Annotated in this window: 22 protein-coding genes and 1 tRNA gene; 5 read left to right on the top strand and 18 right to left on the bottom strand. The window is 44.5% G+C overall.

Going from position 1 to position 26314, the window contains the following annotated elements:
• Positions 1 to 14 precede the first annotated feature (14 nt).
• The 8 genes from CUR83_RS03455 to CUR83_RS03420 form a co-directional block, all read right to left on the bottom strand.
• Positions 15 to 545, bottom strand: a complete 531-nt coding sequence (locus CUR83_RS03455; RefSeq protein ID WP_093069541.1) for a DUF2726 domain-containing protein — start codon at positions 543 to 545, stop codon at positions 15 to 17.
• A 298-nt stretch (positions 546 to 843) separates the two neighbouring features.
• Entirely contained in the window at positions 844 to 1986 is a 1143-nt protein-coding gene (locus tag CUR83_RS03450) for a LysM peptidoglycan-binding domain-containing protein (RefSeq protein WP_284719088.1), read from the bottom strand.
• Positions 1987 to 2234: 248 nt separating this feature from the next.
• Positions 2235 to 3593: a bifunctional folylpolyglutamate synthase/dihydrofolate synthase gene (locus tag CUR83_RS03445; protein ID WP_284719087.1), complete on the bottom strand. Its 1359-nt coding sequence runs from the start codon at positions 3591 to 3593 to the stop codon at positions 2235 to 2237.
• Between the two features lie 186 nt (positions 3594 to 3779).
• Complete coding sequence (gene accD, locus CUR83_RS03440) at positions 3780 to 4724, bottom strand: acetyl-CoA carboxylase, carboxyltransferase subunit beta (RefSeq protein WP_284719805.1); 945 nt, start codon at positions 4722 to 4724, stop codon at positions 3780 to 3782.
• 484 nt (positions 4725 to 5208) lie between these two features.
• Entirely contained in the window at positions 5209 to 6033 is an 825-nt protein-coding gene (trpA, locus tag CUR83_RS03435) for a tryptophan synthase subunit alpha (RefSeq protein WP_284719086.1), read from the bottom strand.
• A 53-nt stretch (positions 6034 to 6086) separates the two neighbouring features.
• Positions 6087 to 6848, bottom strand: a complete 762-nt coding sequence (locus CUR83_RS03430; RefSeq protein ID WP_284719085.1) for a hypothetical protein — start codon at positions 6846 to 6848, stop codon at positions 6087 to 6089.
• 164 nt (positions 6849 to 7012) lie between these two features.
• Complete coding sequence (gene trpB, locus CUR83_RS03425) at positions 7013 to 8287, bottom strand: tryptophan synthase subunit beta (protein WP_240365956.1); 1275 nt, start codon at positions 8285 to 8287, stop codon at positions 7013 to 7015.
• Positions 8288 to 8422: 135 nt separating this feature from the next.
• Positions 8423 to 9094: a phosphoribosylanthranilate isomerase gene (locus CUR83_RS03420; RefSeq protein WP_284719084.1), complete on the bottom strand. Its 672-nt coding sequence runs from the start codon at positions 9092 to 9094 to the stop codon at positions 8423 to 8425.
• Between the two features lie 201 nt (positions 9095 to 9295).
• On the opposite strand from CUR83_RS03420, the gene CUR83_RS03415 reads away from it, so the two are divergent.
• Positions 9296 to 10915: a cryptochrome/photolyase family protein gene (locus tag CUR83_RS03415; RefSeq protein ID WP_284719083.1), complete on the top strand. Its 1620-nt coding sequence runs from the start codon at positions 9296 to 9298 to the stop codon at positions 10913 to 10915.
• Position 10916: 1 nt separating this feature from the next.
• On the opposite strand, the gene CUR83_RS03410 is transcribed toward CUR83_RS03415, so the two are convergent.
• Positions 10917 to 11660, bottom strand: coding sequence for a DUF4230 domain-containing protein (locus tag CUR83_RS03410; RefSeq protein WP_083328867.1), 744 nt, complete (start codon positions 11658 to 11660; stop codon positions 10917 to 10919).
• A 715-nt stretch (positions 11661 to 12375) separates the two neighbouring features.
• On the opposite strand from CUR83_RS03410, the gene CUR83_RS03405 reads away from it, so the two are divergent.
• The gene (locus CUR83_RS03405; protein WP_186475049.1) at positions 12376 to 14094 is read left to right on the top strand and encodes a proline--tRNA ligase; all 1719 of its coding nucleotides are present in this window, start codon (positions 12376 to 12378) and stop codon (positions 14092 to 14094) included.
• Between the two features lie 117 nt (positions 14095 to 14211).
• On the opposite strand, the gene queF is transcribed toward CUR83_RS03405, so the two are convergent.
• From queF to CUR83_RS03385, 4 genes are all read right to left on the bottom strand, one after another.
• Positions 14212 to 15081, bottom strand: coding sequence for an NADPH-dependent 7-cyano-7-deazaguanine reductase QueF (gene queF / locus CUR83_RS03400; protein WP_071002227.1), 870 nt, complete (start codon positions 15079 to 15081; stop codon positions 14212 to 14214).
• An 84-nt stretch (positions 15082 to 15165) separates the two neighbouring features.
• A complete protein-coding gene (locus tag CUR83_RS03395; protein WP_071003675.1) occupies positions 15166 to 15939 on the bottom strand; it encodes an ABC transporter permease in 774 nt (257 codons plus the stop codon).
• A 29-nt stretch (positions 15940 to 15968) separates the two neighbouring features.
• On the bottom strand, positions 15969 to 16931 hold the full coding sequence (locus CUR83_RS03390) for an ABC transporter ATP-binding protein (RefSeq protein ID WP_071002228.1): 963 nt from the start codon (positions 16929 to 16931) through the stop codon (positions 15969 to 15971).
• A 299-nt stretch (positions 16932 to 17230) separates the two neighbouring features.
• Complete coding sequence (locus tag CUR83_RS03385; RefSeq protein ID WP_186475051.1) at positions 17231 to 17887, bottom strand: c-type cytochrome; 657 nt, start codon at positions 17885 to 17887, stop codon at positions 17231 to 17233.
• A 352-nt stretch (positions 17888 to 18239) separates the two neighbouring features.
• Here CUR83_RS03385 and CUR83_RS03380 point away from each other — a divergent pair.
• Positions 18240 to 18316: transfer RNA gene (locus tag CUR83_RS03380), tRNA-Arg, on the top strand.
• A 269-nt stretch (positions 18317 to 18585) separates the two neighbouring features.
• Here the strand turns inward: CUR83_RS03380 and CUR83_RS03375 are convergent.
• Positions 18586 to 18948, bottom strand: a complete 363-nt coding sequence (locus tag CUR83_RS03375; protein WP_284719082.1) for a hypothetical protein — start codon at positions 18946 to 18948, stop codon at positions 18586 to 18588.
• A gap of 35 nt (positions 18949 to 18983) precedes the next feature.
• Here CUR83_RS03375 and CUR83_RS03370 point away from each other — a divergent pair, with 35 nt between their 5' ends.
• Positions 18984 to 19784 carry an NAD-dependent deacylase gene (locus tag CUR83_RS03370; RefSeq protein WP_284719081.1) on the top strand — a complete coding sequence of 267 codons (801 nt, stop codon included), beginning with the start codon at positions 18984 to 18986 and terminating at the stop codon, positions 19782 to 19784.
• A gap of 136 nt (positions 19785 to 19920) precedes the next feature.
• Here the strand turns inward: CUR83_RS03370 and CUR83_RS03365 are convergent, their stop codons facing one another.
• From CUR83_RS03365 to CUR83_RS03350, 4 genes are all read right to left on the bottom strand, one after another.
• A complete protein-coding gene (locus tag CUR83_RS03365) occupies positions 19921 to 20919 on the bottom strand; it encodes an adenosine deaminase (RefSeq protein ID WP_212563849.1) in 999 nt (332 codons plus the stop codon).
• A gap of 167 nt (positions 20920 to 21086) precedes the next feature.
• A complete protein-coding gene (locus tag CUR83_RS03360; protein WP_212563850.1) occupies positions 21087 to 21611 on the bottom strand; it encodes a TPM domain-containing protein in 525 nt (174 codons plus the stop codon).
• A 138-nt stretch (positions 21612 to 21749) separates the two neighbouring features.
• The gene (locus CUR83_RS03355; protein ID WP_071002234.1) at positions 21750 to 22937 is read right to left on the bottom strand and encodes a TPM domain-containing protein; all 1188 of its coding nucleotides are present in this window, start codon (positions 22935 to 22937) and stop codon (positions 21750 to 21752) included.
• Positions 22938 to 23054: 117 nt separating this feature from the next.
• The gene (locus CUR83_RS03350; RefSeq protein ID WP_284719080.1) at positions 23055 to 23681 is read right to left on the bottom strand and encodes a LemA family protein; all 627 of its coding nucleotides are present in this window, start codon (positions 23679 to 23681) and stop codon (positions 23055 to 23057) included.
• A 1017-nt stretch (positions 23682 to 24698) separates the two neighbouring features.
• Here CUR83_RS03350 and CUR83_RS03345 point away from each other — a divergent pair.
• On the top strand, positions 24699 to 26237 hold the full coding sequence (locus tag CUR83_RS03345) for an alanine/glycine:cation symporter family protein (protein ID WP_071002236.1): 1539 nt from the start codon (positions 24699 to 24701) through the stop codon (positions 26235 to 26237).
• The last annotated feature ends 77 nt before the right edge of the window (positions 26238 to 26314 follow it).

Genomic DNA, 26314 nt, shown 5'->3' with positions numbered 1-26314 from the left:
GCTTAGTGAGCCATTTAATAACTCTCTATCACCTGCATTAGCTCATATCTCAGCATATCGGCACTAGGCATACGCTCAGCGTGAAAACGAACGATGGCGATGCCTGCACTCGCCAGGGCTTTGTCTTTTTTATCATCAGCCTTTTGCCGCGCTTTGCTGCTATGTGTCCAGTCATCAAGCTCGATGGCAACTAGCGTGGTCTGAGCGTCAACATCCACGATTACATAATCAACGCTCTGACGGCAAATACGATTGAACCAAAAGCTGCGCTCGGATGTCTCGTCACTATTGGCTTCAATGATTCGTGACAGCTGAACTTGCACGAAGATATGATACTCTGGCAGCGCATTTTTTAATTTATTAAAAAATATCACTTCAGTGTCGGTCATGATTGGCATTGGGGCAAATGGCCAGATAGCGAGATCATCACCGCGCACAGGCTTTGGGTCTGGCTCTGCGACTGGACGTCTGGCCAATAGCTTTGGTAACGTAATCAGCCCTAAAAACCCAACGGCCAAGATTAAAAATATAGCGCCAAATGACATGGTTTTACCTTATACAATATAACAGTGACCGGCTAGCGTTCAAGACTCTGAAGAGTCAATGATCGGCTGATCACCACAGGGCAACCTATATAGGCTGACAGGTTATACAAAAATGAGTAATAAAAATGGTGCTCATCGTAACCAAGCTTGCGCCAATCGGCAAACGATAAAACAAAAAACACGACAGCGAATGTCGTGTTTTGATCATTAAATAATAATTCAAGTCAGTACTAAAGAAAATATCTCACTTATCTACTCATCAATCTCTGAAGACAGTCGCTGAGTCTATAGTTATAGCTTAACGCCAGTAAAGCACCCAAGCACCGGTCGTATTGACGTTAGAATCACTATTGATCTTATCTTTTAGTGCCAATGCGGCGACCTTTCCACGTTCAGGACCAACAATGACGCGTACACCGCGACTGGTCGGACTGGTCTTCACTTGATATCCAGCCTCTTTGAATTTTTTCGCTAGTTGATCCGCTTTGGCCTGATTATCTGCGAGCGCTACTTGCACCCCAAAGCTGCCTTTCGCATCGGTTTCTTTGACTTCTTGACGAGCCTCACGAAGCTTTTGCTGAGCCTCTCGCTTAGCCTCAGCCGCTTTTTCGGCAGCAGCGGCTTCTCGCTCCAGACGTTGCACTTGACTGCGCGAAGGTATGGTAATGTTTTGACCCAGCTGTAATGAGGTCGATGGTGAGATGTTATTTGCTTGAGCCAAGACTTCGACAGGCATATTGTACTGTCTTGCAAGCTTAATCAGCCCATCGCCTTTTTTGACTTGATAATCAGAGGGCGATTTTGGTGGTTCATTTTTAGCCGCTTCAGCTGCCTCTCTCTTTTTTTCGGCCGCAGCTTGAGCGTCCGCTTGTCTTTTCGCTTCTGCTTCTTTTTTACTTTCTGCTAGTTTTTCAGCAGCGGCTTTTTCTTGTTTTGCTTTGGCTTGTTGCTGCTCATCTTCCGCCTGCTTTTTTGCTTTGGCTTCATTCACTGCATCATCGGCTGCCTTAACCAATTTTTCAGCATCTTGCACTTCCTTACTTTTGACAATTTTGTCTGTGTCTTTTACGTCTTCTGAACTCTCACTCTGTTCATTTGTCGCCGCGATATTTTTGACATACTGCTGGCTTTCAGCACGGGCTTTGGCCAACGCTTCTGCTTCAGCCACTTCTTGTTCTGTCAAAAACTCCTGTGCGCGTCTCTCCTGCTCGGCAACACGAGCCGCACGTTCTTTTTGCTTTTGCGCAAGGATACGTTTTTCTGTCTCAATGTCAGTCGTTAGCGGTTGCGGAGATTCTTGCTCGGTCGTTGGTTTCTCTATCATCGCTGATGTTGGCTGTGGCTGGTTGCTCTCGCCAATCTGCTGCACCATGGCGTATAACATCACGCTACCGCCTAGAATCATCCCAATGCCCAATAAGGCTTGTCTCGAAAAGTTCATCCGTTTACGTCTCTTAGTTGGTGATAAGGTTGATTGAGCGGCGCAGGGACTGTCTTACAGCAATATAGATAATTGCGCTAATAAATACCTCGTACCGCCAGTTACTGCCATCAGTGTTCAAAATCTATGCCGACCCATTTATGCCAGTCTTGCAAATCATTTTGATTATAAAGCATATTTTTCTTGCTGTCTGCTATCAGGCAAGTACTAAGATTAACACTAAACAGGCGCCACTTTAACTTAAATGATCATACGGCGAGTGCAGCAAGCGTTTCGCCAATCGTATGAAACGAACCACATACGACGATTAGATCTTGTGGCTGACTATCAGCTATTACCGCATACGTCGCTGCATGCAAGCCATCGAATTGATATATGTTGGCGCTATCCACATATTGAGTTAAGACGCCTTGTAGCTGCTCGTTACTCGCGGCACGAGGATAATCAATCTCAGCAATGAACCAATCACTAATCGGCAAGCCTGCTTGAGTCAGACGCTGTACTACTTTGTCGATATCTTTATCACCCAACATAGAGAACAACATTTTGATTTTTGGAAGGTCTCTATCAGCTTGGCTGCCGTGTTTACTCAAATGTTGATGCCAAAATGGCAATAACTGCGCTAATAAAAATTCCACACCTTGCTCGTTGTGCGCCACATCAAACAACCAATGGCGATGATGGCTTTCACGATAATCAAAGCGCCCTGCCAGTTTGACAGTTTGCAATGCCTGCTCGATGGCACTTATATCGACTTTCAACGGGCTTGCAAGTACCGCCGATAGTGCATTAGCAGTATTGGTCAAGGATAGCGCAGGGCGTGGTAGTTGCAAGGTAACTGCCGCATTACTGTATTGCCAAATCATTGAGTCAATATCGCGGTAGCTAAAATCTTGCCCAATTTGATAACAAGTCGCTTGCTTATTATCGATAGCGTGCTGCACGCTAGATGGCATTTCAATAGCACCATAAACTAAAGAAATACCTTGGCGCAATATACCTGCTTTCTCGCGACCGATGTCCTCAACATTGTCACCGAGCCAGTCGACATGATCGATACCGATATTGGTAATCACTGCCATATCAGGATCAATAATATTGACCACATCTAACCGTCCGCCTAATCCAACTTCTAACACCCATACATCACAGTCTGCCTCAGCAAATATGAGTAATGCTGCCAGCGTTGTCATCTCAAAGAATGACAAGGTCAAATCGCACTCTAAACGTGCTGCTTCGACTTTGCTAAAAGCATCAATCAGCGTCTCATCGCTGACCATTTCGCCATTGATACGCACGCGCTCATTAAATACGCTCAAGTGTGGCGATTGATATAGTGCCGTCTTATAACCTGCGGCTTTACACATTTCGGCGATAACAGCGGTCGTAGAGCCTTTACCATTGGTGCCTGCCACAGTGAAGACATAAGCGTCATCTTTAGCTGACTTTACTATTCCTAGCGCTTCGGCAACAGGCAATACACGCGATAGTCCCATATCTATCGCAGACACATGTATTTGCTGCATATAATTTAGCCATTCGGTCAAGCTGACCAAACCAACGTTGTCGTTAGGGCTACTAGAGTTGGACGCTACAAGATCAGACATGGATAAAACCTATAGTAAATTTAATAAGAAATAAAAATATATGTGTTGGCTAAAACCAAAAATAGCATTTACCGTGCAATGACGATAAATGCTATTAGAGGGTCTTGCATATGCAATAGATGTTAGCACGTGGCTAGGCGTTTATGCACTCAATAATTGACTCATGATACTGAGCCATACATCTTATTAAGCATCTACATTAGGTACATGGCACAGTTTTGCGAGCAAACGATAGATCGTATCAATCAGTTGATGACGATGCACCACTTCATCTACGACGCCATGCTCTAATAAGAACTCTGCACGCTGGAACGGCTCTTCTAACGTCTCACGCACGGTCTGCTCGATTACACGCTTGCCCGCGAAGCCAATCATCGCTTTTGGTTCTGCCAGATGGATATCACCCAGCATCGCCAATGACGCAGTTACGCCGCCATAAACAGGATTGGTCAATACGACAATGTAAGGAATACCAGCGATTTTTAGACGTTCAATCGCGGCAGCTGTACGTGCCATTTGCATCAATGATAACAGACCTTCTTGCATACGCGCACCGCCAGAAGCAGCAAAGCAGACTAACGGTACTTTTTGCTCAAGCGCTCTTTCAGCGGCTTGTACAAAACGATCGCCAACCACTGAACCCATCGAGCCGCCCATAAAACGGAAATCAAAGGCACAAGCGACAATATCAAGGTTACGCAGCTTGCCGTACATGGCAACCAGCGCTTCACTCTCGCCCGTTTTTTCTTGTGCTTCGCTCATACGTGCAGGATATGGCTTGCTATCCATAAAGCTCAGCGGATCTTTGGCAGTGAATTCTTGCCCTGTCTCACCGTCTACTTGATCAAGCAACCAATTCAAACGCTCACGAGCACTCATTGGTAAATGATGATCACAGTGCGGACACACATAGCAGTTAAAAATCAGTGCGGTGTTGGTAATCACAGAATGACAATTGCTGCATTTGGTCGACGGTTCAGTCTCTACCGCGGTCAATTGCGCAGTTAATTGCTGCTTGATACCTGGTATAGGACGGTTAAACCATGACTGCCTATCCGCGTTGCTGTTTGGCTCGGCTTTAGCAGTATTATTATCGAGTTTTGTTGCTGTATCAGTCATATTATTTGCCATCATAAAAGGCTTATTGACAAGTTGGCTCATTCGCTTGTCATTGAGAGTTTAATGGTTGTCTAAACAAAGCGTCAAACCCAGCCATAACATGAGCAATTATGCGACACGCTGATGTATCAATCTTACGTGTCGATCATTTGGTTAGGTGCTTGTTGATAGATGATGTGCTTGTTGAGACTTTTTGGCAAATGCTTTTTGGCAAATGCTTTTTGAAACTAGTCACTGATAAACCACGGCTATCAGACGCCATATAATAGTTATGTTAGTTTACACTCGTAAACTAAATTTAGCAAAGTCATTTAACGTCATCTTTCAGTAACGTTTTTGAGTCATTGATTGCCATTATTTAACTTCGAGATTCAAGGCCAACTACTCAAAATAACCCCTTCAAACCAGCTATCGCCTTTATCAAATTGCCTCAATGAGATACTTAAAACATCTTGCCGCTGTTAGATTAATAAAAGCGATGCTAGGATAATGAATATTAAGCACTCAGACTGTCTAATGCTGCACGCAGCTCATCCATTTTTGCCATGATTTTTTGCTGAGCTTTGGCAATAGCCGCGGCATCATTGGTATCAATATCCGCAAAATTCTGTACCAATGCACTACCCACGATAACGCCATCCGCATGAGTACCAATTGCTTTTGCAGAGGCGCCATCACGAATTCCGAAGCCTACACACACAGGCAGGTCTGTCTCTGCTTTGATTGCTTGCACTTGCGTCGCCACATCATCGGTATCGAGCGTGGCTGAGCCCGTCACGCCTTTTAGCGATACATAGTAAATATAACCACCGCAATGGGTCAATACTTGCTCGCGGCGCTCAGGCAAAGTGGTCGGCGACAGCAAGAAAATCTCATTCATTGAATGGTCGGTCAAATGCTGAGTGAAGCTGCCCGCCTCTGCTGGTGGCAAATCTACCATCAATAAACCATCAACGCCTGACTGCTCACATAGCGCCACAAAGTTGTCGTAGCCGATGATTTCAACGGGATTGAGATAGCCCATCAAGATAATTGGCGTCTGCGTATCTGTTTGACGGAACTCTGCAACCATCTTTAGCGTGTCGCGTGTGCTCGTACCTGCTGCTAATGCACGCTCGCCAGCCAACGCAACCACAGGACCATCTGCCATCGGGTCAGAGAACGGTAAGCCGACTTCGATCATATCGGCGCCGTGCTTGACTAAGTCATGCAATAGACCGACGGTCGTTGCAGGATTAGGATCGCCTGCCATGACATAAGGGATCAGAGCTTTTTTGTTTTGTGATTTCAGGGTTTTAAATGTGCTTTCAATTCTGGTCATAATGTTCTCTTATAATTTTGTTAAATAAATTGTTAGCTTATATAAGTGTATTCTTACCAGCCAATATCCATTAAATTATCATGGTTATCTTGCGACAAATATTTAATACGATCAGTTCTTTGCTTGTGAAAAGTATTCATAATATTTAGAATTTCACGCAAATCAATATAATACCGACCATTCAAAACATTGTAATGCTCATATAGCGTAAATTTTTTGTGAGCTAACAAGCCTTCAAGTCTTTTACCTTTATTTTTCATAGCTGCAACATGCTGTTTTTTATATATTATCGAAAAACCAATACCAGAATGACTACTTTGATTTAGATAAAACTTTTCAACATCATCAAAGCTTATTATCTGATCATGATGTAGCTTATCAATGAATATAAAGAAGCTAGATAGAAAGCTAATGCTATCTTCTTTAATAACCATGATTGGCACATGTTTCCAAGTCAACCGCTTTGCAACCCATGGATTTGGAACGACAAAACCTCTGTAGGTACGATGCAACCAATGTATCATCAGGAATAAAAACAACATGGGAATAGTTAAAAAAGACCAAAGCCCAATAATACTTCTTAAAATTTCATCAATTGTCGTAACCGTATAACCTGTCGAAAACTCCCAAACGGCCGTAAAGACATACATCACTGACCATACAATGACAACTACAAAGAAACCATAACTCTGCCAAAAACTGACGCTTTCAGTAGGCACACCCACACTTATTGTGACTGGCGCTGTTAGCACTGCTTGGTCTGGATACTTGCCCAACTGGCTAGGCTTACTCGGTATTAAGCGGTTCAAATTCATGGAGGTATACTATCGATAATAAAAAAATAGCTAGCAATATTGATAACTACTCTACTCTATAGAGTGAAGTAATTATCAATTAGCGTATTGAGATTTATGATACCTAATCAAGTTAATACGCTGCTAAACTTTCTTATACAACCATCTAAACTACTCTACTCTTACTACATCTCAATCCCTTCTGCCTTCATTACTGAATGCAGATCTTTGTCACCGCGACCGGACATATTAACGATGATTGTCTGATCAGGCGTCATGGTTTTCGCCAGTTTTAAGGCATAAGCGATAGCATGAGAAGTCTCAAGCGCAGGGATGATACCTTCTTTGCGCGTGGCTTCATGGAAACCTTCTAGCGCCTCTTTGTCAGTACAGCCGACATACTCAACGCGTTTCATGTCTTTTAAGAAGCTATGCTCCGGACCAACACCTGGGTAATCAAGACCCGCTGAAATAGAATGCGTCTCTTGAATCTGACCATCATCATCTGCCATGAGGTAAGTACGGTTACCATGCAATACACCGATACGACCAGCAGCTAGTGGTGCAGAATGACGACCTGACTCGATACCGTCACCCGTGGCTTCAACACCATACATTTTAACATCGGTATCGTTTAGGAAATCAAAGAACAAACCGATAGCATTTGAGCCACCACCAACACAAGCAACCAACGCATCTGGCATTTTGCCTGTTTTTTCTAAATGCTGAATGCGCGCTTCTTTACCAATAATGGCTTGGAAATCACGAACCAATAGCGGATAAGGATGCGGCCCTGCAACAGTACCAATAATATAATACGTGCTATCAACATTGGTCACCCAATCACGCATGGCCTCGTTCATCGCGTCTTTGAGCGTGCGTGAGCCAGAAGTAACCGGCACGACAGTGGCACCAAGCAAGCGCATACGATAAACGTTCATTTTTTGACGCTCAACATCGTCAGCGCCCATATAGACGATACATTCTAGCCCCAGGCGCGCAGCAATGGTGGCGGTCGCGACACCATGCTGTCCTGCGCCAGTTTCGGCGATGATACGTTTTTTGCCACACATCTTGGCAAGCAATGCCTGACCAATGGTGTTGTTTACTTTGTGCGCGCCAGTATGGTTCAGGTCTTCACGCTTAAAGTAAATTTGCGCGCCGCCGATCTCATCGCTCAAGCGTTTGGCATGATACAGCGGCGTTGGACGACCGACATAATTGACCAAATCGTTATGATACTCTTCCCAAAACGCTGGATCTGCTTTGACTTTGGTATAAAGCGTCTCAAGCTCTTCTAATGCGGCCATCAGCGTCTCAGAGACAAAGCGTCCACCATGTACACCGAAATGGCCACGTGCATCAGGGTATTGGTTAAAATCTTGCACGTTTTCAGGATTGGTAAAGGTGTTTACAGATTGTGCTGTAGTAGATAAATCTTTGTTCGCGACATGACTCATGGTAATTCCTACTGTAATAAGTGGTATTTTTTAGAATAAATATAAAGAGAAAAATGAAATAAGATTGGAACGGAAAAATCGGAATAACGACCAAATAAGCCTATTATATATAGAAAATAACCTACGATAACAAACTTAAATGGCGTCAGTGACCGTAGCGTTTTGCCATCGGTCGCGCTTGACCGCTTTCATAAAGGCACGCATCTTGGCAGCATCTTTTTTGCCTTTATCAACCTCGATACCACCACTGACATCGACGCCGTAGATGGGCAGATTTGATGTCTCTGCGACATTTTGCGCATCAAGACCACCAGCCAATACAATTGGTAGCGCGCTGTCATGGGGAATGAGACTCCAGTCAAAGCGCTGCCCTGTCCCGCCATATGCCGCTTGATGATACGCATCCAGCAAAATACTACTGGCACCTGCGTCAGCAAACTGTGCAATCTGAGCACGAACGCTATCTGGCGTGTCTTGCTCTGCATTGATACGCAATGCTTTGATCCAGCGTTTATTGACACGGCTTGCCAGCTGCTCGCATTGTTCAGGCGTTTCATCACCGTGAAACTGAAGGATATCAAAAGGTACATCGTTTGCTAATTTGACCAGCTCTTCTTTAGGCATATTGACCACTAACGCCACCACGCTCACAAAAGCAGGAACGGCAGCACTCAATGTCTGTGCTTGCTCTATCGTGACCGCACGCGGACTTAGCGGATAAAACACCAAACCGACTGCGTCTGCACCTAACTGTGCCGCAGTCTGTATATCACTAAGCTGAGTAAATCCGCAAAACTTAACGTGCATTTTGTGACCTTGGATTTTATATTCATAAATCTGACATCGATTATAGCGGCATCAGATAGCGTCAGACTAAAGATAAATCGAGAGATATGATGAGAGTTTGTTACGCAAACGGCAAAGCCATTGCATCCAAAAACTTATCCTAGCATACTTTTATGCCGAGTTTTGTTTATGATTGCGATTGATTCATATAGGGATACTTTGATGTCAAAGACTACTAACAACAATGGTAGCAATAATAAAAACAATGACAGTAGCGATAGCGACAGTCCGTTGCATTACTTGATGTGGTTTCGTCGAGATTTGCGTATTCATGACAATACTGCATTGGCAGCACTGTGCGAGCGGGCTAATGAAGACAATGCATCGGTATCCGCCATATTCTTTTTGACGCCCGAGCAGTGGCAACAGCATGACACCTCTCTGGTGCAAGTCGACCATATTGCCCGTACGTTACCTATACTAGCAAAGGATTTGAAATCACAACTGAATATCACTTTAACAGTACAGCTCTGTCCAAGCTTTTCTGACTGTATAGAGTCTCTGACGAGCTTATGTAAGGACAACGACATCAGCTGCGTCATGGCTAACCATGAATACGAAGGCAATGAGATTGGTCGTGATGAGCAATTGTGTGAGCAGCTTGCAAAAGACGACATCGAGTTTGTCCGCTGGCATGACCAATGTATCTTGCCACCGCTGAGTATCACGACAAATGACGGCGATAGTATGTATAAAGTCTTCACGCCGTTTTATAAGAAATGGCGACATACGCTAGACGTTAGCACCATTCAAATGCATGACGCACCAGCAGTCGACTGCGATGATAAAATCGAGCTAAAATCATCGAAAAATAGTGCCCATACAGCTGACGATATCAAAGCCCTCAGTGAAGAAATGCTTGGTGATTATCAAAAGACGCTGCAAAAAGAGGACTCGTTACAGCATATCGATATAAAAGCCCAACTCACTGCCGCAAGGGACGCCTATCCTGCAGGGGAGTCTGCTGCTTGCCAGCGCTTAGATGAGTTTGTCGCTGATGATATCAATGACTATGATGTCAGCCGTGATGTGCCACACCTGCATGCCACCAGTCAGCTATCCGCTTATCTCACTATAGGCACCATCAGCCCGCGGCTCTGCTATTTACAAGCCAGCAAAGTACAAGAAAAGCTACACGGTAATGATGGCGATAATGAAGATATCGACCGCTGGATAAGCGAGCTTGCTTGGCGAGATTTTTATCGTCATGTGCTGGTCGATAAGCCAAACCTGATTCGCCATAAAGCGTATAAAGAGGACACTGACACCAAAGTCAGCTGGTCATACGATGACGATGATTTTCAAGCATGGTGCACGGGCAAAACAGGCGTACCACTCGTTGATGCGGCGATGCGCTGTCTGAACGCTACTGGATTTATGCACAATCGACTGCGCATGGTCACAGCGATGTTTTTGACCAAAGACTTGTTGATTGATTGGCGCTTGGGTGAGCGCTACTTTAGGCAGCAGCTCATCGATGGGGATTTTGCCTCCAATAATGGCGGCTGGCAATGGAGCGCATCAACAGGTACTGACTCAGCGCCCTACTTCCGTATTATGAACCCCTTTAGCCAAGGCAGCACTCATGATAAAAAAGCGATATTTATCAAAACGTGGCTACCAGAACTAAAAGATATCCCCGCGAGCACTTTGCATAGTGAGGATAAAATGCGTAAAGCACTGGCGAAGGGTGGAGACTTTGCAAATGCGGACTACCCTGCGCCGATGGTCGAACATAAATCAGCACGTAAGCTCGCCATTGCTGAATTTAAAAAAGAGTAAACTAGCTATTAGTGACTGCTGGCAACTGACATGCGCCTGCACCCTGCGTGTTGACCGTCACGACAGCACCCGTTAAAGCAAACAGCTGCTGCAATTGCGTTTGAGCATTTTGCAGCGCCATATTCATGACATCTCCTCGGCAGGCACGCTCTAGCACTTCTTTTTTTGCCATGGTTTGTGCTTGCGCCAATATCTTAGGATCAACTTGCATCATGCCAAAAGCGCCTGTCTGCCAGTCATAAATCTCGATATCATCTAAATATACTGAAAATATCTCTGTAGGTGGTAAGGTAATATTGATTTGTGGCATGGCTGAGGCAGGTGCATTATTCGCTGCTTGCTCATCCTCTGCATCAGTTATAGTCTGAGTAGGCTGAATGACCTGCACCATCTCAGGCGTCAAAGCACTCAGATCAACCCCTGCTTCGACGCGGCCATGAGCGATGAACAGCGCTTTTTGTTCATCTTGCCACAACTTCATCCAACTCCCCGGACGCTCACTCGTAATCACCGTATCAACACTAAACGCGACGGTATGGAGTCTGTTTAATTGCTGGATTTGCGTGACCACGCCTTCTCGAGTGATGGTTTCTATCGGTTCTTCTTCTGTGATTTTTTGCGCGCTATAAATAGCAAAAACGATGGCTGCTAAGCCAATGAGTAATATTACCCAAGACATCATGGCAATAGGCTGCTTCGCTGGCTTGTGGGTGCCATTGGTATTGTTCATATCAGGACTACTCATAGAAGTTACCTTTATAAAGGTGCATCGTTATAAGAGTGCATCGTTTTTCAGATGACCAACGGTTTTATATAATTAAAACAAATACTTAACCTGTAAATGTGACTATTGTGCAGTAAATTCAAGTAGTGGCTACCAATCTTCTACATAATACGTAAATTGTGCTTATCTTAAAATCTTATAAATATAGTGAATTCAGTATAAAAACGATACAGTGGGACTGGGATAAATTTTTCGCAGCATCGAGCGGCGTAGGCACAGCACGCAAGGAAAATTTAGACCAGTGCCACCTTGTTATATAATGTATCTGTTTTATTTAGGATTGACTATAACTCAATTATTCGAGCCTCATCTCAGCCTTTGTATAACGTTCGGTCTGAAAAGATAAAAAGTCATTGCGTCTTAGGCGAACTTTACCTAACATAGTCAGATTGTATGTATAAAATGTCAGTCTTTTAGCATTATCAGGCTTTTGCCCTGAATATATTGCATTTCGGCATATTCATACCTTAAATCAAATTTGCCTCTCTTGTTTACTCTTATAAGAGGGGTTCTTACTGATGTGCTTTTTTATACCAGCATGTGAGTAACTAGGAAATACCCTAGAATATTGCTAAGTGATAAAGGTAAGCTTGCGGCGGCAATGAAACGATTAGCCATACGCTCAACATCCTACTATTTCTTATTTTTTTATCAAAGATAAGGTTACGCTTTATTTATGAAAGCCAGTCAATTTTTATTTGCCACACTAAAAGAAACCCCAAGTGATGCCGACATCGCCTCAAGCCAATTGATGGTGCGTGCTGGTCTTATCCGCAAGATCGCTTCTGGATTGTATATTTGGTTGCCCATGGGTCTGCGTATTTTGCAAAAGGTTGAGCGCATCGTTCGTGAAGAGATGCAAAACATCGGCGCACAAGAGTTATTGATGCCGATGACGCAGCCTGCTGAGCTATGGCAGACCAGCGGACGCTTTGAAGACTACGGCCCTGAGCTACTGCGTTTCAAAGACCGTCATGATCGTGACTTTGTGCTGGGTCCAACGCATGAAGAAGTCATCACCAATCTGGCAAAAGGCGAGCTACGTAGTTATAAGCAACTACCGATTACTTTCTTTCAGATTCAAAGCAAATTCCGTGACGAGATTCGTCCACGCTTTGGTGTGATGCGCGCACGCGAATTTACCATGAAAGATGCTTACTCGTTTCATATCGATCAAGCCTCACTTGCTGAGACTTATCGAGATATGTACGACGCCTATACTCGTATCTTTAGCCGTCTGGGTTTTGACTTTCGCGCGGTACAAGCGGATTCAGGCTCTATCGGCGGCTTTGCCTCACATGAGTTTCATGTTTTGGCAGACAGCGGCGAAGATGACATTGCCTTCTCCACCATCTCTGACTATGCGGCCAATATTGAGCTTGCTGAAGCCATTAGCACAGGCGAGCGTCAGCCTGCGACCCAAGAACTGACCAACGTTGATACCGTTAATATGCCAACCTGCGAAGCAGTTGCTGAGCATTTAGACATTCCACTTGCCACCACCGTGAAAACCTTGATTGTCAAAGGTCATACGCCAGAAGGCGAAGAGCAGTTGGTTGCGCTGGTACTGCGCGGCGATCATACGCTCAACGACATCAAAGCGGAAAAAATCGAAGAAGTAAACACGCCGCTGACTATGGCGAGTGAAGAGGAGCTAAAAGCCGCAGGACTGCTCAAAGGCTATATCGGTGTCGATCTAGATATTCCTGTGTTCGTCGATCGCGCAGCGGCTATTCTCTCTGACTTTGTCGCTGGTGCCAACGAAGTCAACAAACACGCAACCGGAGTCAATTGGGATCGTGACGCGCACATAACACGCATCGTTGATATCCGCAACGTACTCGAAGGCGACGCCTCACCTGATGGTCAGGGAACCCTACAAATCAAACGCGGTATCGAAGTTGGTCATATCTTCCAGTTGGGTGATAAGTACTCACAAGCACTTGGCTGCAGCGTCTCAGGCGAAGCTGGCAAGCCGGTAACCTTGATGATGGGCTGCTATGGTATCGGCGTCAGCCGTATCATCGCTGCTGCCATCGAGCAAAACCACGATGATAACGGTATCATATGGCCACAAACGCCTGATGTAAAAGACTCACTTGCGCCTTTTGAAGTGGCTATCGTACCGATGAAGTCAAAAGAAGAGACGGTCATGCAGACTGCCACTGAGCTTTATGAGATGCTAAAGGCCAAAGGTGTCAACATCCTACTGGACGATCGTAACGAACGCCCAGGGGTGAAGTTTGCTGATTTAGAATTGATTGGTATTCCACACCGTATCGTCGTGTCTGATCGTAACATCGCTGAAGACAAATACGAATATGTCAATCGTCGTGACGGTGAAAAAGAGTTGCTTAGCCGTGACGAGCTACTGGCAAAATTGGGCTGTGAATAAATCGTAGTCCAAGCATACAGCGTCAGTAAATTGAACGTCAGATATGTTTGATTTGAGACACAAGAAAAGCGCCTATCCCATTAAATGAGATAGGCGCTTTTTTGTACGACTTATAAATTATTGGCGAATCAGGCGACTCGGCGCAGGCAATAGTGCCATATCGCTAACACGGCAAGGATTGATATCGATACCGCCGCGGCGCGTGTACCATGCGCGTACCATCAACTCACTTGGCTGATAATGCTCGCTCAAATCTGCAAATATCTGCTCAACACACTGCTCATGAAAGCCGTTATGCTGACGAAAACTTAATATATAACGTAGCATATTTGCGTTGTTAAAAGTCTTGTCAGTCGTTATCGACACGGCTAGTGTACCCCAATCTGGCTGATTGGTCACAGGGCAATTACTACGCAGCAGATTAGAATAAAAAACATAAGGCTGATTGCTGTTATTTGCCACACGTTCACTGCTCGCTTCTGTTACATCATTACTCAACAGTGATGCATCAGGATGCTCAGTTAACGCGATTTTTCCCGTGCTACCTGCCAATGTGTCATCAATACAAATACCTGTTGGCTGGGCAACCAGCAGGCTTGCTGCATCATTCAGCGTAAATAACTCCACCTGTACTTCCGCTTGCAAACAGGCTGACAGGTCTTTAGCGATCAACGCTTGAACGTCATTCCAACTGGCGAACTCAGTAAAATTGATACTGTTCAAATATAGCTTGAGCGATTTTGACTCGACAATAAAGGGCGAGCTGGCAGGAATACTAAACCGCGCCATCGCCACTTGCGAAATACCTTGTAGATTTAACCAAGAGATCTCGAATGCCTGCCACCAATCTACGCCGACCGTTAATTTGTCAGCGTGCCAGCCAATCACATCACGTCCCATACTACGTGCAATAGGATATAGCGTCTCTGGGCTATACTCAGTCGGATAATCGGTGGTTTGTTCTCCTAAAATACCATGAATACTCATTTACTTTCCTACTATTTAATCGTTAAACCCTAACTGCTCAACCGACAGCGCTTTGGGCATCGCTATCGCTTCACACGCTGACCATCACAAGCGCACGCGCGAACCGTTACTGAGCAAGCGATAAGCAATGGTATAAAATATTGCACAGAACACAAAAATCGCTGCCATCGAATACCAAACGTTGACATCAGAGTAGCCAAGAATACCGTAACGGAATGAGTTGACCATATACACGATAGGATTTAATAGCGAGATGTTTTGCCAAAATGGTGATAAATTTTCCATCGAATAGAACACGCCGCCAAGATAGGTCAGCGGCGTCAATACAAAGCTTGGAATGATAGAGATATCATCAAATGATCGCGCAAACACCGCATTGATAAAACCGCCTAATGAAAACAAGGTAGACGTGCCAAGTACCGTAAATACAGTGACAAATAAATGCTCAATACCAAGGTCAGTAAAGAATAACGCGACAATCGAAACAATGACACCGATGGCCAGTCCACGGAAGATACCACCGCTGACATAACCCATCAAAATTGCATGCTTGGAGACGGGTGAAACGAGCAGCTCCTCGATACTAGACGTGAATTTGGCACTAAAAAAGCTCGAAACCACGTTCGAGTAACTGTTGGTAATGATCGACATCATGATCAAACCTGGTACGATGAATTGCATGTAGGGCACGCCGCCCATCTCACCTACGCGCGAGCCAATCATCTTACCAAAAATGACAAAGTACAAGCTCATCGTAATCACTGGCGGTAATAGCGTCTGCGGCCAAATACGCAGAATACGGCGCACTTCTTTGAACCAAATAGTACGAAACGCAATCCACTTTTTACTCAGTGACATCGTTTTATTATGATCGATTAGTTCCTGACTCATAATCCCGCCTCCTTCATGCTGTTTGCACTTTCAATATTTTTGTCAACCAAGCGCATAAACAACTCTTCTAGACGGTTGGCTTTATTACGCATACTGCCGACTTTGATGCCTTTATCGGATAACTGATCAAAGACACCATTTAATGACTCGCCTTCTGTCAGGGTGACTTCTAGCGTCTGCTTATCTGGCTGGGAGATGTCTGTCACTCCAGTCAGAGCCAATTGCTCATTGAGCGGCGTCTCTAAATCAAAGACAAACGTCTCTACAGATAACTGCGCCAATAAATCTTTCATTTCTGTATTGATACGAATCTCACCGTGATCCAAGATCGCAATACGTTTACACAACTGCTCGGCTTCTTCGAGATAATGGGTGGTCAATATAATCGTGGTGTTTTCTTCGATATTGATCTGCTGCATAAACTCCCACATCGAGCGGCGCAGCTCAATATCCACCCCTGCTGTGGGCTCATCGAGAATCAGTAATTTTGGTTTATGAATCAAGGCGCGCGCGATCATCAGACGGCGTTTCATACCGCCAGATAAATCACGCGATTTGCTGTCACGCTTGTCCCATAGCCCCAGTGCTGTCAGCAGGCTTTTTGCGCGAGGTCTGGCTTCTTTTGCTGGAATACCAAAGTAACCTGCTTGCGTAATCAAGATATCTTCGACTTTCTCAAACATATTGAAATTAAATTCTTGCGGTACTACGCCAAGGTACTGTTTGGCAATCGAAGGGTTCTCTAATAAATCTGTCCCAAAAATATGGACACTACCCGTTGTTGGCTTAAATAGTGAACTGATAATGCCAATCATGGTGGACTTGCCTGCTCCGTTTGGGCCAAGCAGTGCAAAGAACCCACCTTGTGGTACGGTTAAATCAACCCCTTTTAACGCCGAAAACCCATTGTCATAGGTTTTGGATAAGCCTTGGATAGAAAGTGCTGGTACATCAGACATGAAGACCTCTTATTTTTTATCAATTTGTATAAAACACGATTTTAGAATAATAGGCCGTGTTGAACATTCGACTGTCATTATCATACTGACCGAGGCCATATAAAAATGTTCAACACGCTCTACTATCTAGAAGACACGGTGTAATCTCATAAAATGAGGCTGCTAATCGCAAATTTCAACTGCTTTATATTTGAAGTACCGTATTAATAATACTTATTATAAAAAAGCGCCTATCTCATTACTGAAATAGGCGCTTTATCGATAACTGTTGTAAGAGCCAGCAAAGCCGCTAGCAAAAATTAGCTGGCTTCTGCAACCATATAGTCTACAGCGTTTTGGACTTCTTCATCAGGAATGTCCGCGCCGCCTTTGGCAGGCATCGCATTGAAACCATTGATAGCATGGGTATATAGCGTATCTTTACCTTTCGCGATACGTGGTCCCCAAGCGCCAGCATCACCAAAGATAGGTGAACCTAACAAACCAGAGGCGTGACAAGTATGGCATACCGCATTGTATACTGCTTTACCATCACGAGGACCGTCACCAGCAGATGGGCCAGATGAGCGTGCTGTTACATCACACACTTCATCGTCTTCAAAACATACAGTTGCAACAGGTTGAATACGGGCAATCAGATTAGGATACAAAGCAATCAGCTTTTGTACTTGCGGCGTATCTTGCGGAATCGGCTCTTCGTCAGCGGCAGGCGCTGCAGCGGCGGTCTCTTCACCTTCTGCTGGAGCGGCACCATCAGCAGGTGCAGCGCCATCTGTTGTGTCTGCAGCAGCTTGGGGCTCACCACCTAGCGTTTGAGGTGCCTCTTCTACGACTTCTTGGCCTTCTGCGACGTCAGTCACAGTTACAGGCGTGTCGACAATATCTTCAGCTTGGCTCACCGCGATACTAGCGATTCCTAGAATGGCAGCTGCCGATAACATAACTACTTTTCTCATTCGTCACGTTCTCTTATTACGTATACAAGGACTAGCACGGCGCGGACATTCTGTCTGTCCTCCTTTGACGACCTCTAAGTCCTCAATAGCAGACAGCCATCCCGCGTGCCAGCGCACTTGCAATCGGTGATTATAAATATGAATTCTCCCCAACATTATAAGGGAAAAGGCAGGTAAATTGCCATGCTTGTTTAATGACTTGGCTGTTTTTTCTTAAAAAACCTCAATCACGACTGTCATTTATTGGCTTTATGCGTTTTATTTGTTAGACTAAGCGGTCTTTATTTCTAGGCATCTTATGCTGGTTATCATGCGCATCTAAGCGTGACAGTCAGACATATCGTTATCATATGCGCTCGTAGCTCAGTTGGATAGAGTATCGGTTTCCGAAGCCGAGGGTCGTGGGTTCGATTCCCGCCGAGCGCACCAATCATCGTATTTCACCCTTCCTCAGCATTACCTAAAACCTCTAAAGCCCTTTAATATTAAAACTTCAAGTCTTTTGATATTGTTTATCATGACCTAGTAGCCTCTATCAAGTGTTGTTAAATTTACTCGCAGCCTCTGACTTGTTATTCGTCACGTGACTATTTAATTGAGCCGCTTCTTTTAAACGGCCAGCTTGTTAAATGACCAGCTCTAAAAAAACTTTCTCTTAAAATACCCACTTGCTCTTTATCCACTGATACAAGCACCGCCTACTCCGCATCTTGTAAGTTGGCAGTCAATTGAGCACGGCTGGGCAAACGGTGATAATTAATCACAGGTACCTCTCCTAGACGGCGCTGACCCTCCACAATCTTCTTATCAATCGTAATCATCGCAACTTTCTGTCCATCTTTAATAACTAGCAAGTGATTTGTCTTTCGCATAACGGTGTATTCAGGAAAATACTGCTTTAATAATGCGGATGTTTTTTGCAGGGCATCATTCGGTACTGTATTTTTTGACTTGGCACTACCGTGCTTTTCGCCTGCTTTTGCCCCGCGCGATTTCGCTACCAACCATAAAATTACGATGATGGCGATTAATATGACAAGCCACCAAATTCCGTCTATCATAAGTAAAAATATCCATTACTAACAAAGGTTGGCTCATGTTAGCAGAATTATCACCAGCGGTAATAGCAGAAGTAAAACTTGCGGCAACATTGTTGGCATCGAAAGAGCGCATTTGCATTTTGACAGGGGCTGGTATTTCTGCAGAAAGCGGCATCCCAACGTTTCGAGATAAGCAAACGGGCTTGTGGGAAAACTACGGCGTCGAGGATCTGGCCACTCCTGAAGCATTCGCTCGCGATCCAAAGCTAGTATGGTCATGGTATCAGTGGCGCAGGCAGATGGTCGCTGATAAAGCACCAAATCCAGCCCATCATGCATTGGCTCAGTGGCAGTATCATGCGCAAACCTCCGATCAAACAGTGACACTCATCACGCAAAATGTCGATGACCTACATAAGCAAGCTGGAAGCGCAGTGACTCATTTGCACGGTCAACTGTGGCGTGATCGCTGTGGTCAGTGTGAGATACCTTATCCAGAACAATCAAGAGCCGCCTATATTAAGCAAGATACGATACGTTTTGATGATAAGCTGATTACTTGCCCGCATTGCGACGGTTACATCAGACCAGATATTGTGTGGTTTGGCGAAGCACTACCTGTACAAGCATGGCAGACTGCCGAAGAGGCTGCGGCTAACTGTGATGTGTTTATCAGTATCGGTACCTCAAGCTTGGTCTATCCTGCGGCCGGACTCTCACAGCTAGCCAAGCAAAATGGTGCGCAAGTTATCGAGATAAACCCTGACCCAACACCCGATACAATTGTTGATATCACATTAGCAGAGAAAGCTGGCGTAGTCTTGCCGCTACTCGTACAAGAGATCACTGATTTATAGCCTTGATGTTATAACAGATAGAGTAGATTGTAATTCGACTGTTTCATTGAGAAATCTATCTTTCACATCGTAAAAAAGGCTTAACGATTGCTATCAACCGTTAAGCCTTTACTACTAAAAATAAGCTCGCTAAAGCTTATTGCAATACCGCGTCCACTTTCGCCAAGTAATCTTCTTTTAGCTCGTCGCTGATAAATGCCGATCTAAATGAGTTTTTTACTAACGTAATAATATCCTCTTCTGTTATCGGTAGATTCTCATATAAGTTGATAAAATTTTGGTTCACATAGCCCTTGAAATAGGCAGGATCATCTGAATTGACGCTGATATTAAGCCCATAATCCAAAAGCTCTTTGATATTATGCTCTTTGTAATTATCAAAAACTCGCAGTTCGATATTTGAGTTCGGGCAAACGGTTAGTGGCATTTGCTCGTCTTTGAGTCTCTGCATCAGCTCTGGGCTTTTTATAGACTGCACACCATGATCGATGCGGTTGATATTCAATAAGTCTAGCGCTTCGTAGATATATGAAAAGTCCGCTTCTTCGCCTGCATGAGCGACCAGTTTAAAGCCTGCTTCTTTGGCTTTTTGAAAGACTTCTTTGAACTTCGATGGTGGGTTACCAAGCTCTGATGAGTCCAGACCGACACCGATGATGTCATCTTTAAATGCCATTGCTTGCTCTAATGTTTCAAACGCTGCTTCTTGCGATAAATGGCGTAAAAAACACATGATGATACAAGAGGTGATGCCATATTTTGCTTTGGCATCTGCTAATGCTTCTTTGATACCTGTGATGATCGCTTCAAAAGCCACGCCGCGTTCGGTATGCGTCTGCGGGTCAAAGAATATTTCTGTGTGGATGACATTGTCTTCAACACACTTAAGAATATATTCCCACGTCAAATCATAAAAATCGTCGCGGGTAAGTAAGACATTTGCCCCTGCATAATAAATGTCTAAAAAGCTCTGCAAATTGGTGAAATTATAAGCACGGCGTACATCTTCTATATCTTTATAAGGAATGTCTACGTTGTTCTTTCTTGCCAGTCTAAACATCAGCTCAGGCTCTAATGACCCTTCGATATGTAAATGAAGTTCCGCTTTTGGTAGTTTCTGTATTAAATCAATCATAGTATTCCAATAATGGTGTCATCGAGACGAGCTGTAGACAATTTATATATTTGTACCGTCTTTAAACGGTACGAACATTTTGCGTGCGATATTTTAGCATCAAAACCCTAGAGACGAGAACAGTCACCTTCGACTCTATCAATAATGCGCTTCAAGATGCCGTATTACTATTTTAAAAATACCACGGTATCAGACAGCTCATTGCCTGCTGGATTGTGCTCAAGCTGATAGTACTGGCGCAGCACTTGTCCCACTTCATCCAACAATTGGGCCAAGCTCTCTTCTGTCTTCTTGTTGCTGATACCTGATACGGCTTTTTCGCACATAGCACTCCAGACAGTTGGGCTTACATGAGTGCTGATACCGCGATCCGCCACAATCTCTAACTGATGCTCGCAGATATTGACATAGATGAGAACGCCTGTGTTTTCTTCGGTATCCCAAACTCGATATTCACTAAACAGATCAATTGCTCGCTCGCGGCAATCCATATGATAAGCGTCTTGAATCGGTAAATGATTCTCTACAATCAAAAACACCTCACCGCGATGCCCACGCTCAGCGCGTGTCACCTCATCTGTCAGGCGTGCTTTGGCTTCTGCTGTCAGCCACTTGCTATGCAGCAAAGGGACAAACAAGACCTGACGCCACCATCGAGCAAAGCTAGAAGTTGAAGCATGGTTTTCTGCCATTATATTTTTCCTCAATTACGTCATTTTTGATGGTTATTTGGGTCTATGTACTGGGACTCTATTTTTGGCTTTTATTAATTTGAGTCTTTACTAATCTGAGCTTCTAATAACTAAGCTGAGCTTTTAATAAATAGACACTTACCACGAGCCACCAGCACCGCCGCCGCCGAAACCGCCGCCACCACCACCAAAGCCGCCGCCACCGAAACCACCACCGCCAAAGCCGCCACCACTACCCCCACCCATACCGGGTAAGAAAATCATGCCGCCGCCTCTACGCCCACCTTTACCGCCGCCGCCTTTGCCACCACCGCCGCCACGGGAAATCAAGAACATCCATATAAATATCGCCATGATCAATGTCATAAAAAAGCCGCCGCCAAGCGCTAATGAACCGGCGAAAAAGCCGCCTGCCGTGATAATAGAACCAAATACTCGGCCCAAAATATTGGTAATAAAGCTACCAAATATCATCGCCATAATAAATAAGAAAATAGGTGATGGTAGCTCATCTGAGCCTTGCACGGCACTACGCTCAGCAGCTTGGGCATCAGCACGTGCCAATACCTCAGGATCAGCCGTTAGGCGTGTCTTAAGTGCATCCACGCCAGCCAGTATTCCAGCACCATAGTTGTTTTGCTTAAATAATGGTGTGATGTCCTCACGGATAATACGATTGACCGCAGCATCTGGCAATACACCCTCTAACCCATAGCCTGTGAGGATATACATGTCACGGTCATTGACTGCTACGACGATGAGCAGACCATCGTCAATATCTTTGTCGCCCAATTGCCATTTTTCTGCAACCTGTAAAGCATAGTCAAATATAGGCAAACCATTGGTTGTTGGTACGATGACCACTGCTGCTTGTGCCAAACCCTGCTGATAAATATTTCTTAGCTGCGCCTCTAGACGCTGTTTTTCTTGCGGATTTAAGATATTGGCTTGATCAACGACTGGCTCGTTGAGTATGAGTTTGTCAGCATCAACGCTCTGGGCACTTGAGGTTACTGGTGGCTGAGCTGGCGCTTGCGCACTAGCGGTTGCCTCATCATTTGCTGCGCTTTGGTTAATGGCATCGTTGCCAAGCACCGCGCCATTGATGGCATCATTATTTAATACCGCATCATTGATCGCTTCATTGGATTCACCAGCTTTGGCAATGGCTACCAAGTCTTCAACACTACGATTTTGCAGATTTGAGGGGCTATCTGTCGCTACAGCCGTGCCAACATCGTCACCAGGCGCAGCATGCAGCACTGATGCACCGCTGACGCTCAGTGTAAACAGTAATGCTGATAAGATTGCTTTTGAATTATTCATCTAATCTCTACCACCTCAAATGACATCTTTATAAATTAATAGACATTAACTAATAGTCATCAGCTAAATAAATAGAGCGGCATACACCGCTCTATTTTTGTATATTTCTAATACTTCCTACTCTGCTTTTGCAGAATCGCCAAAATCAACACTTGGCGCTGTCGAAATGGCATCTTCATTAGCAACGGTAAAGTTTGGTTTGGCATCCATGCCAAATACTTTTGCGGTGATATTGGTTGGGAACTGGCGCACGGTGGTATTGTAGCCTTGCACTTCTTGGATATAACGATTACGAGCGACCGCAATACGGTTTTCGGTGCCTTCTAGCTGCGCTTGCAGATCTTGGAACAGCGCATCTGATTTTAGCTCAGGGTAACGCTCAGACACTGCCATCAGGCGTGATAATGCGCCTGTCATTTGCTCTTGCGCAGCAGCATAACGCTCCATTGCTTCTGGGTCATTGAGCACTTCAGGCGTCACCGTGATGCCGCCCGCACGCGAGCGCGCTTCCGCCACTTGGGTGAACACCTCTTGCTCTTGTTCAGCATACTGCTGTACGACTTTGACCAAGTTTGGTACCAAATCGCTGCGGCGCTGATATTGGTTGACCACTTCTGACCACGAAGCCGTTACTTGCTCGTCTTGCGCCTGAAGATTGTTATAACCACAGCCGCTCAGACCGACAGTAGAGGTCGTCAATAGTGCTGCTAGCAACATCGGCTTCATAATAGATTTACGCGTCATCGTTGTTTCTCCTAATAATGATAAATAACAAATATCTGGTAACACGTTTTTTAATAATTTTTTTGCGCTTATGCCTTCACAATCATCTAACGGTCATATGCGTTCTATATTTTATATAAAGGTACGTGCTTGTAGCTTTTATATCTACAGACACAACATGAAAAACCACTCATGCATATTGCTCAGTCTTATAAGCTACAAGATATACTGCTCATAATGACGCTATCATGATGCTTTTACAATTGACCGTTACCAAAACACAACCGCAATAACTGGGTGTCATTTTTTTGGTTATACCTTTATGTGATGCTATTACTTTTTAGATAGACGAAAGTTTATTAAATGGATTGCCAGTTCATAAATTCGCTTCTTTATCAAGGCTAATGATGCATAAATCGATGGTCCAAAAATAAAACTCATCCGTCCATACACAAAGAAATTTCTAGTAATTAGGACAAAAATATGGCAAATTGCAGTTACGTAGCCGTATGGTTTGAATACATTTGGTAGTGGACTTATAGCTTGATACGTATTAGCGAGTTGATCGATGTGTAAAGAAGACATTATTCAACTTACGAATACTCCACTAATACCATCAATTCGCCCTACCAACAGTGTAGTCAATCGGGACGGCTCATAGCAAATTAAATACCCTTATCATGAAGAGTATTTAATTATATAACCGCCTGTTTTATCCGCGGACTTATAACTCATCTCATTCATAACGTGATGATAGGACACCGCAGTAGTTGAGGCTGTAGAACAATCAAACACACAGCTGATATTAATGCTATCAACGACAAGCGCTATAAAAATAGTCTATGTCACTGATGAAGCCAAGCGGATAAATACAGACAACTACAGTCCATTCTTGGTGGCTAAGCACGTATGAGACTTAACTAATATAAATATGAGTCGATGCAGATAATTTAACTGCTTAACTTAAATAAGTAAGTTAACCAGTTAATTTACTCCTAGCATACAGAGCCACCTTGAGACAGTACTAGGAATATACATATGGAAGGTTTAGTTAACTTAGTAAACGGAATTATCTGGAGCCCAGCACTGATCTATCTGTGCTTGGGCGCTGGTCTGTTCTATTCCATCATGACGCGCTTCGTACAAGTACGTCTATTCGGTGAAATGATCAAACTACTATTCACTGGTAAGTCCAGTACTGATGGTATTTCGTCATTTCAGGCACTAGCCGTTTCCCTCGCAGGACGTGTGGGTATGGGTAACATCGCTGGGGTAGCTGCTGCTATCGGCTTCGGTGGTCCAGGTGCTGTATTTTGGATGTGGATCGTGGCGTTCTTAGGCGCATCTACTGCCTATGTCGAGTCTACCCTTGCACAGATTTACAAAGAAAAAGATGTGGTAACTGGCGAATATCGCGGTGGCCCTGCTTATTACTTTGAGCGTGCCCTTGGTCAAAAATGGTACGGCATCCTCTTCGCCATCGCTTCTATTTTATCATGCGGTATGTTCTTACCTGGCGTACAGGCCAACGGTGTTATCAGTGCATTCGCACAGTTAATGGGCGAAGGTACGATCATGAACGTTGCAGGCCTAGAAGTTGGCTCTATGCGCTTGGTTGGCTTGGCCATTATCTTAGTCGTATTAGGTGTCATCATTTTCGGTGGTATTAAGCGTATTGCAACCTTTACCGAATTTGCCGTTCCATTTATGGCACTTGGTTACATCGTCCTCGCCTTAATCATCATGCTCAGCAACTTCAGCTTGATTCCAGATGTATTTGGCATGATCATTGGCGATGCATTCACTGCACAAGCAGGTTTTGGTGCAGCAATCGGTTGGGGTGTTAAGCGTGGTATTTACTCTAACGAAGCCGGTCAGGGTACAGGTCCTCACGCTGCCGCAGCTGCTGAAGTTGAGCACCCATCACAGCAAGGTCTTGTTCAGGCATTCTCAGTATATGTTGATACATTGTTGGTTTGTTCTGCGACTGCATTCATGATCTTATCTACTGGCATGTACAACATCCAAGGTACACTACCAGATGGTCAGTTCATCGTTCAGAACGTTGCCGCTACGACTGAAATCAATGCGCCTGCGTTTACGCAGATGGCAATGGAATCGGTATACGGTACATTTGGTAACGCGTTTATCGCAATTGCTGTGTTCTTCTTTGCCTTTACAACTATCTTAGCGTATTACTACATCGCTGAAGTAAACGTCGCTTACTTGACACGCTTCCTTGGTCGTAACGCAAACAAAACTGGTCTATTCCTCGTTAAAGTATTGATCATGGCGATGGTTGCTTATGGTGGTCTTAACTCAGCTGGTTATATCTGGGCCATCGGCGATATCGGTGTTGGTCTTATGGCTTGGCTCAACATTGTTGGTATCCTTGTTATCTTTATCGTGGCTCGTCCAACGCTTACCATGCTTAAAGACTACGAAGCACAACGTAAAGCTGGTGTGGCACGCTATAGTTTTGATCCTGCAAAATTCGGTATCAAAAACGCACCTTATTGGGAAGAGCGTCATCTAGCAGACCAAAAAAGAACGAATGTAGACCCACTACGTAAGTAATACTACGTAAGTAATATAGATAATATGCGCTAACGTAGCTACTGCTCAATCTTATTCAATCTTATTCAGTCTTCCTA

The sequence above is a fragment of the Psychrobacter pocilloporae genome (assembly GCF_029872915.1).
Classification (GTDB): Bacteria; Pseudomonadota; Gammaproteobacteria; order Pseudomonadales; family Moraxellaceae; genus Psychrobacter; species Psychrobacter pacificensis.
The sequence above is the reverse complement of the archived record's forward strand: the minus strand, read 5'-3'. Positions and strand labels throughout refer to the sequence as shown.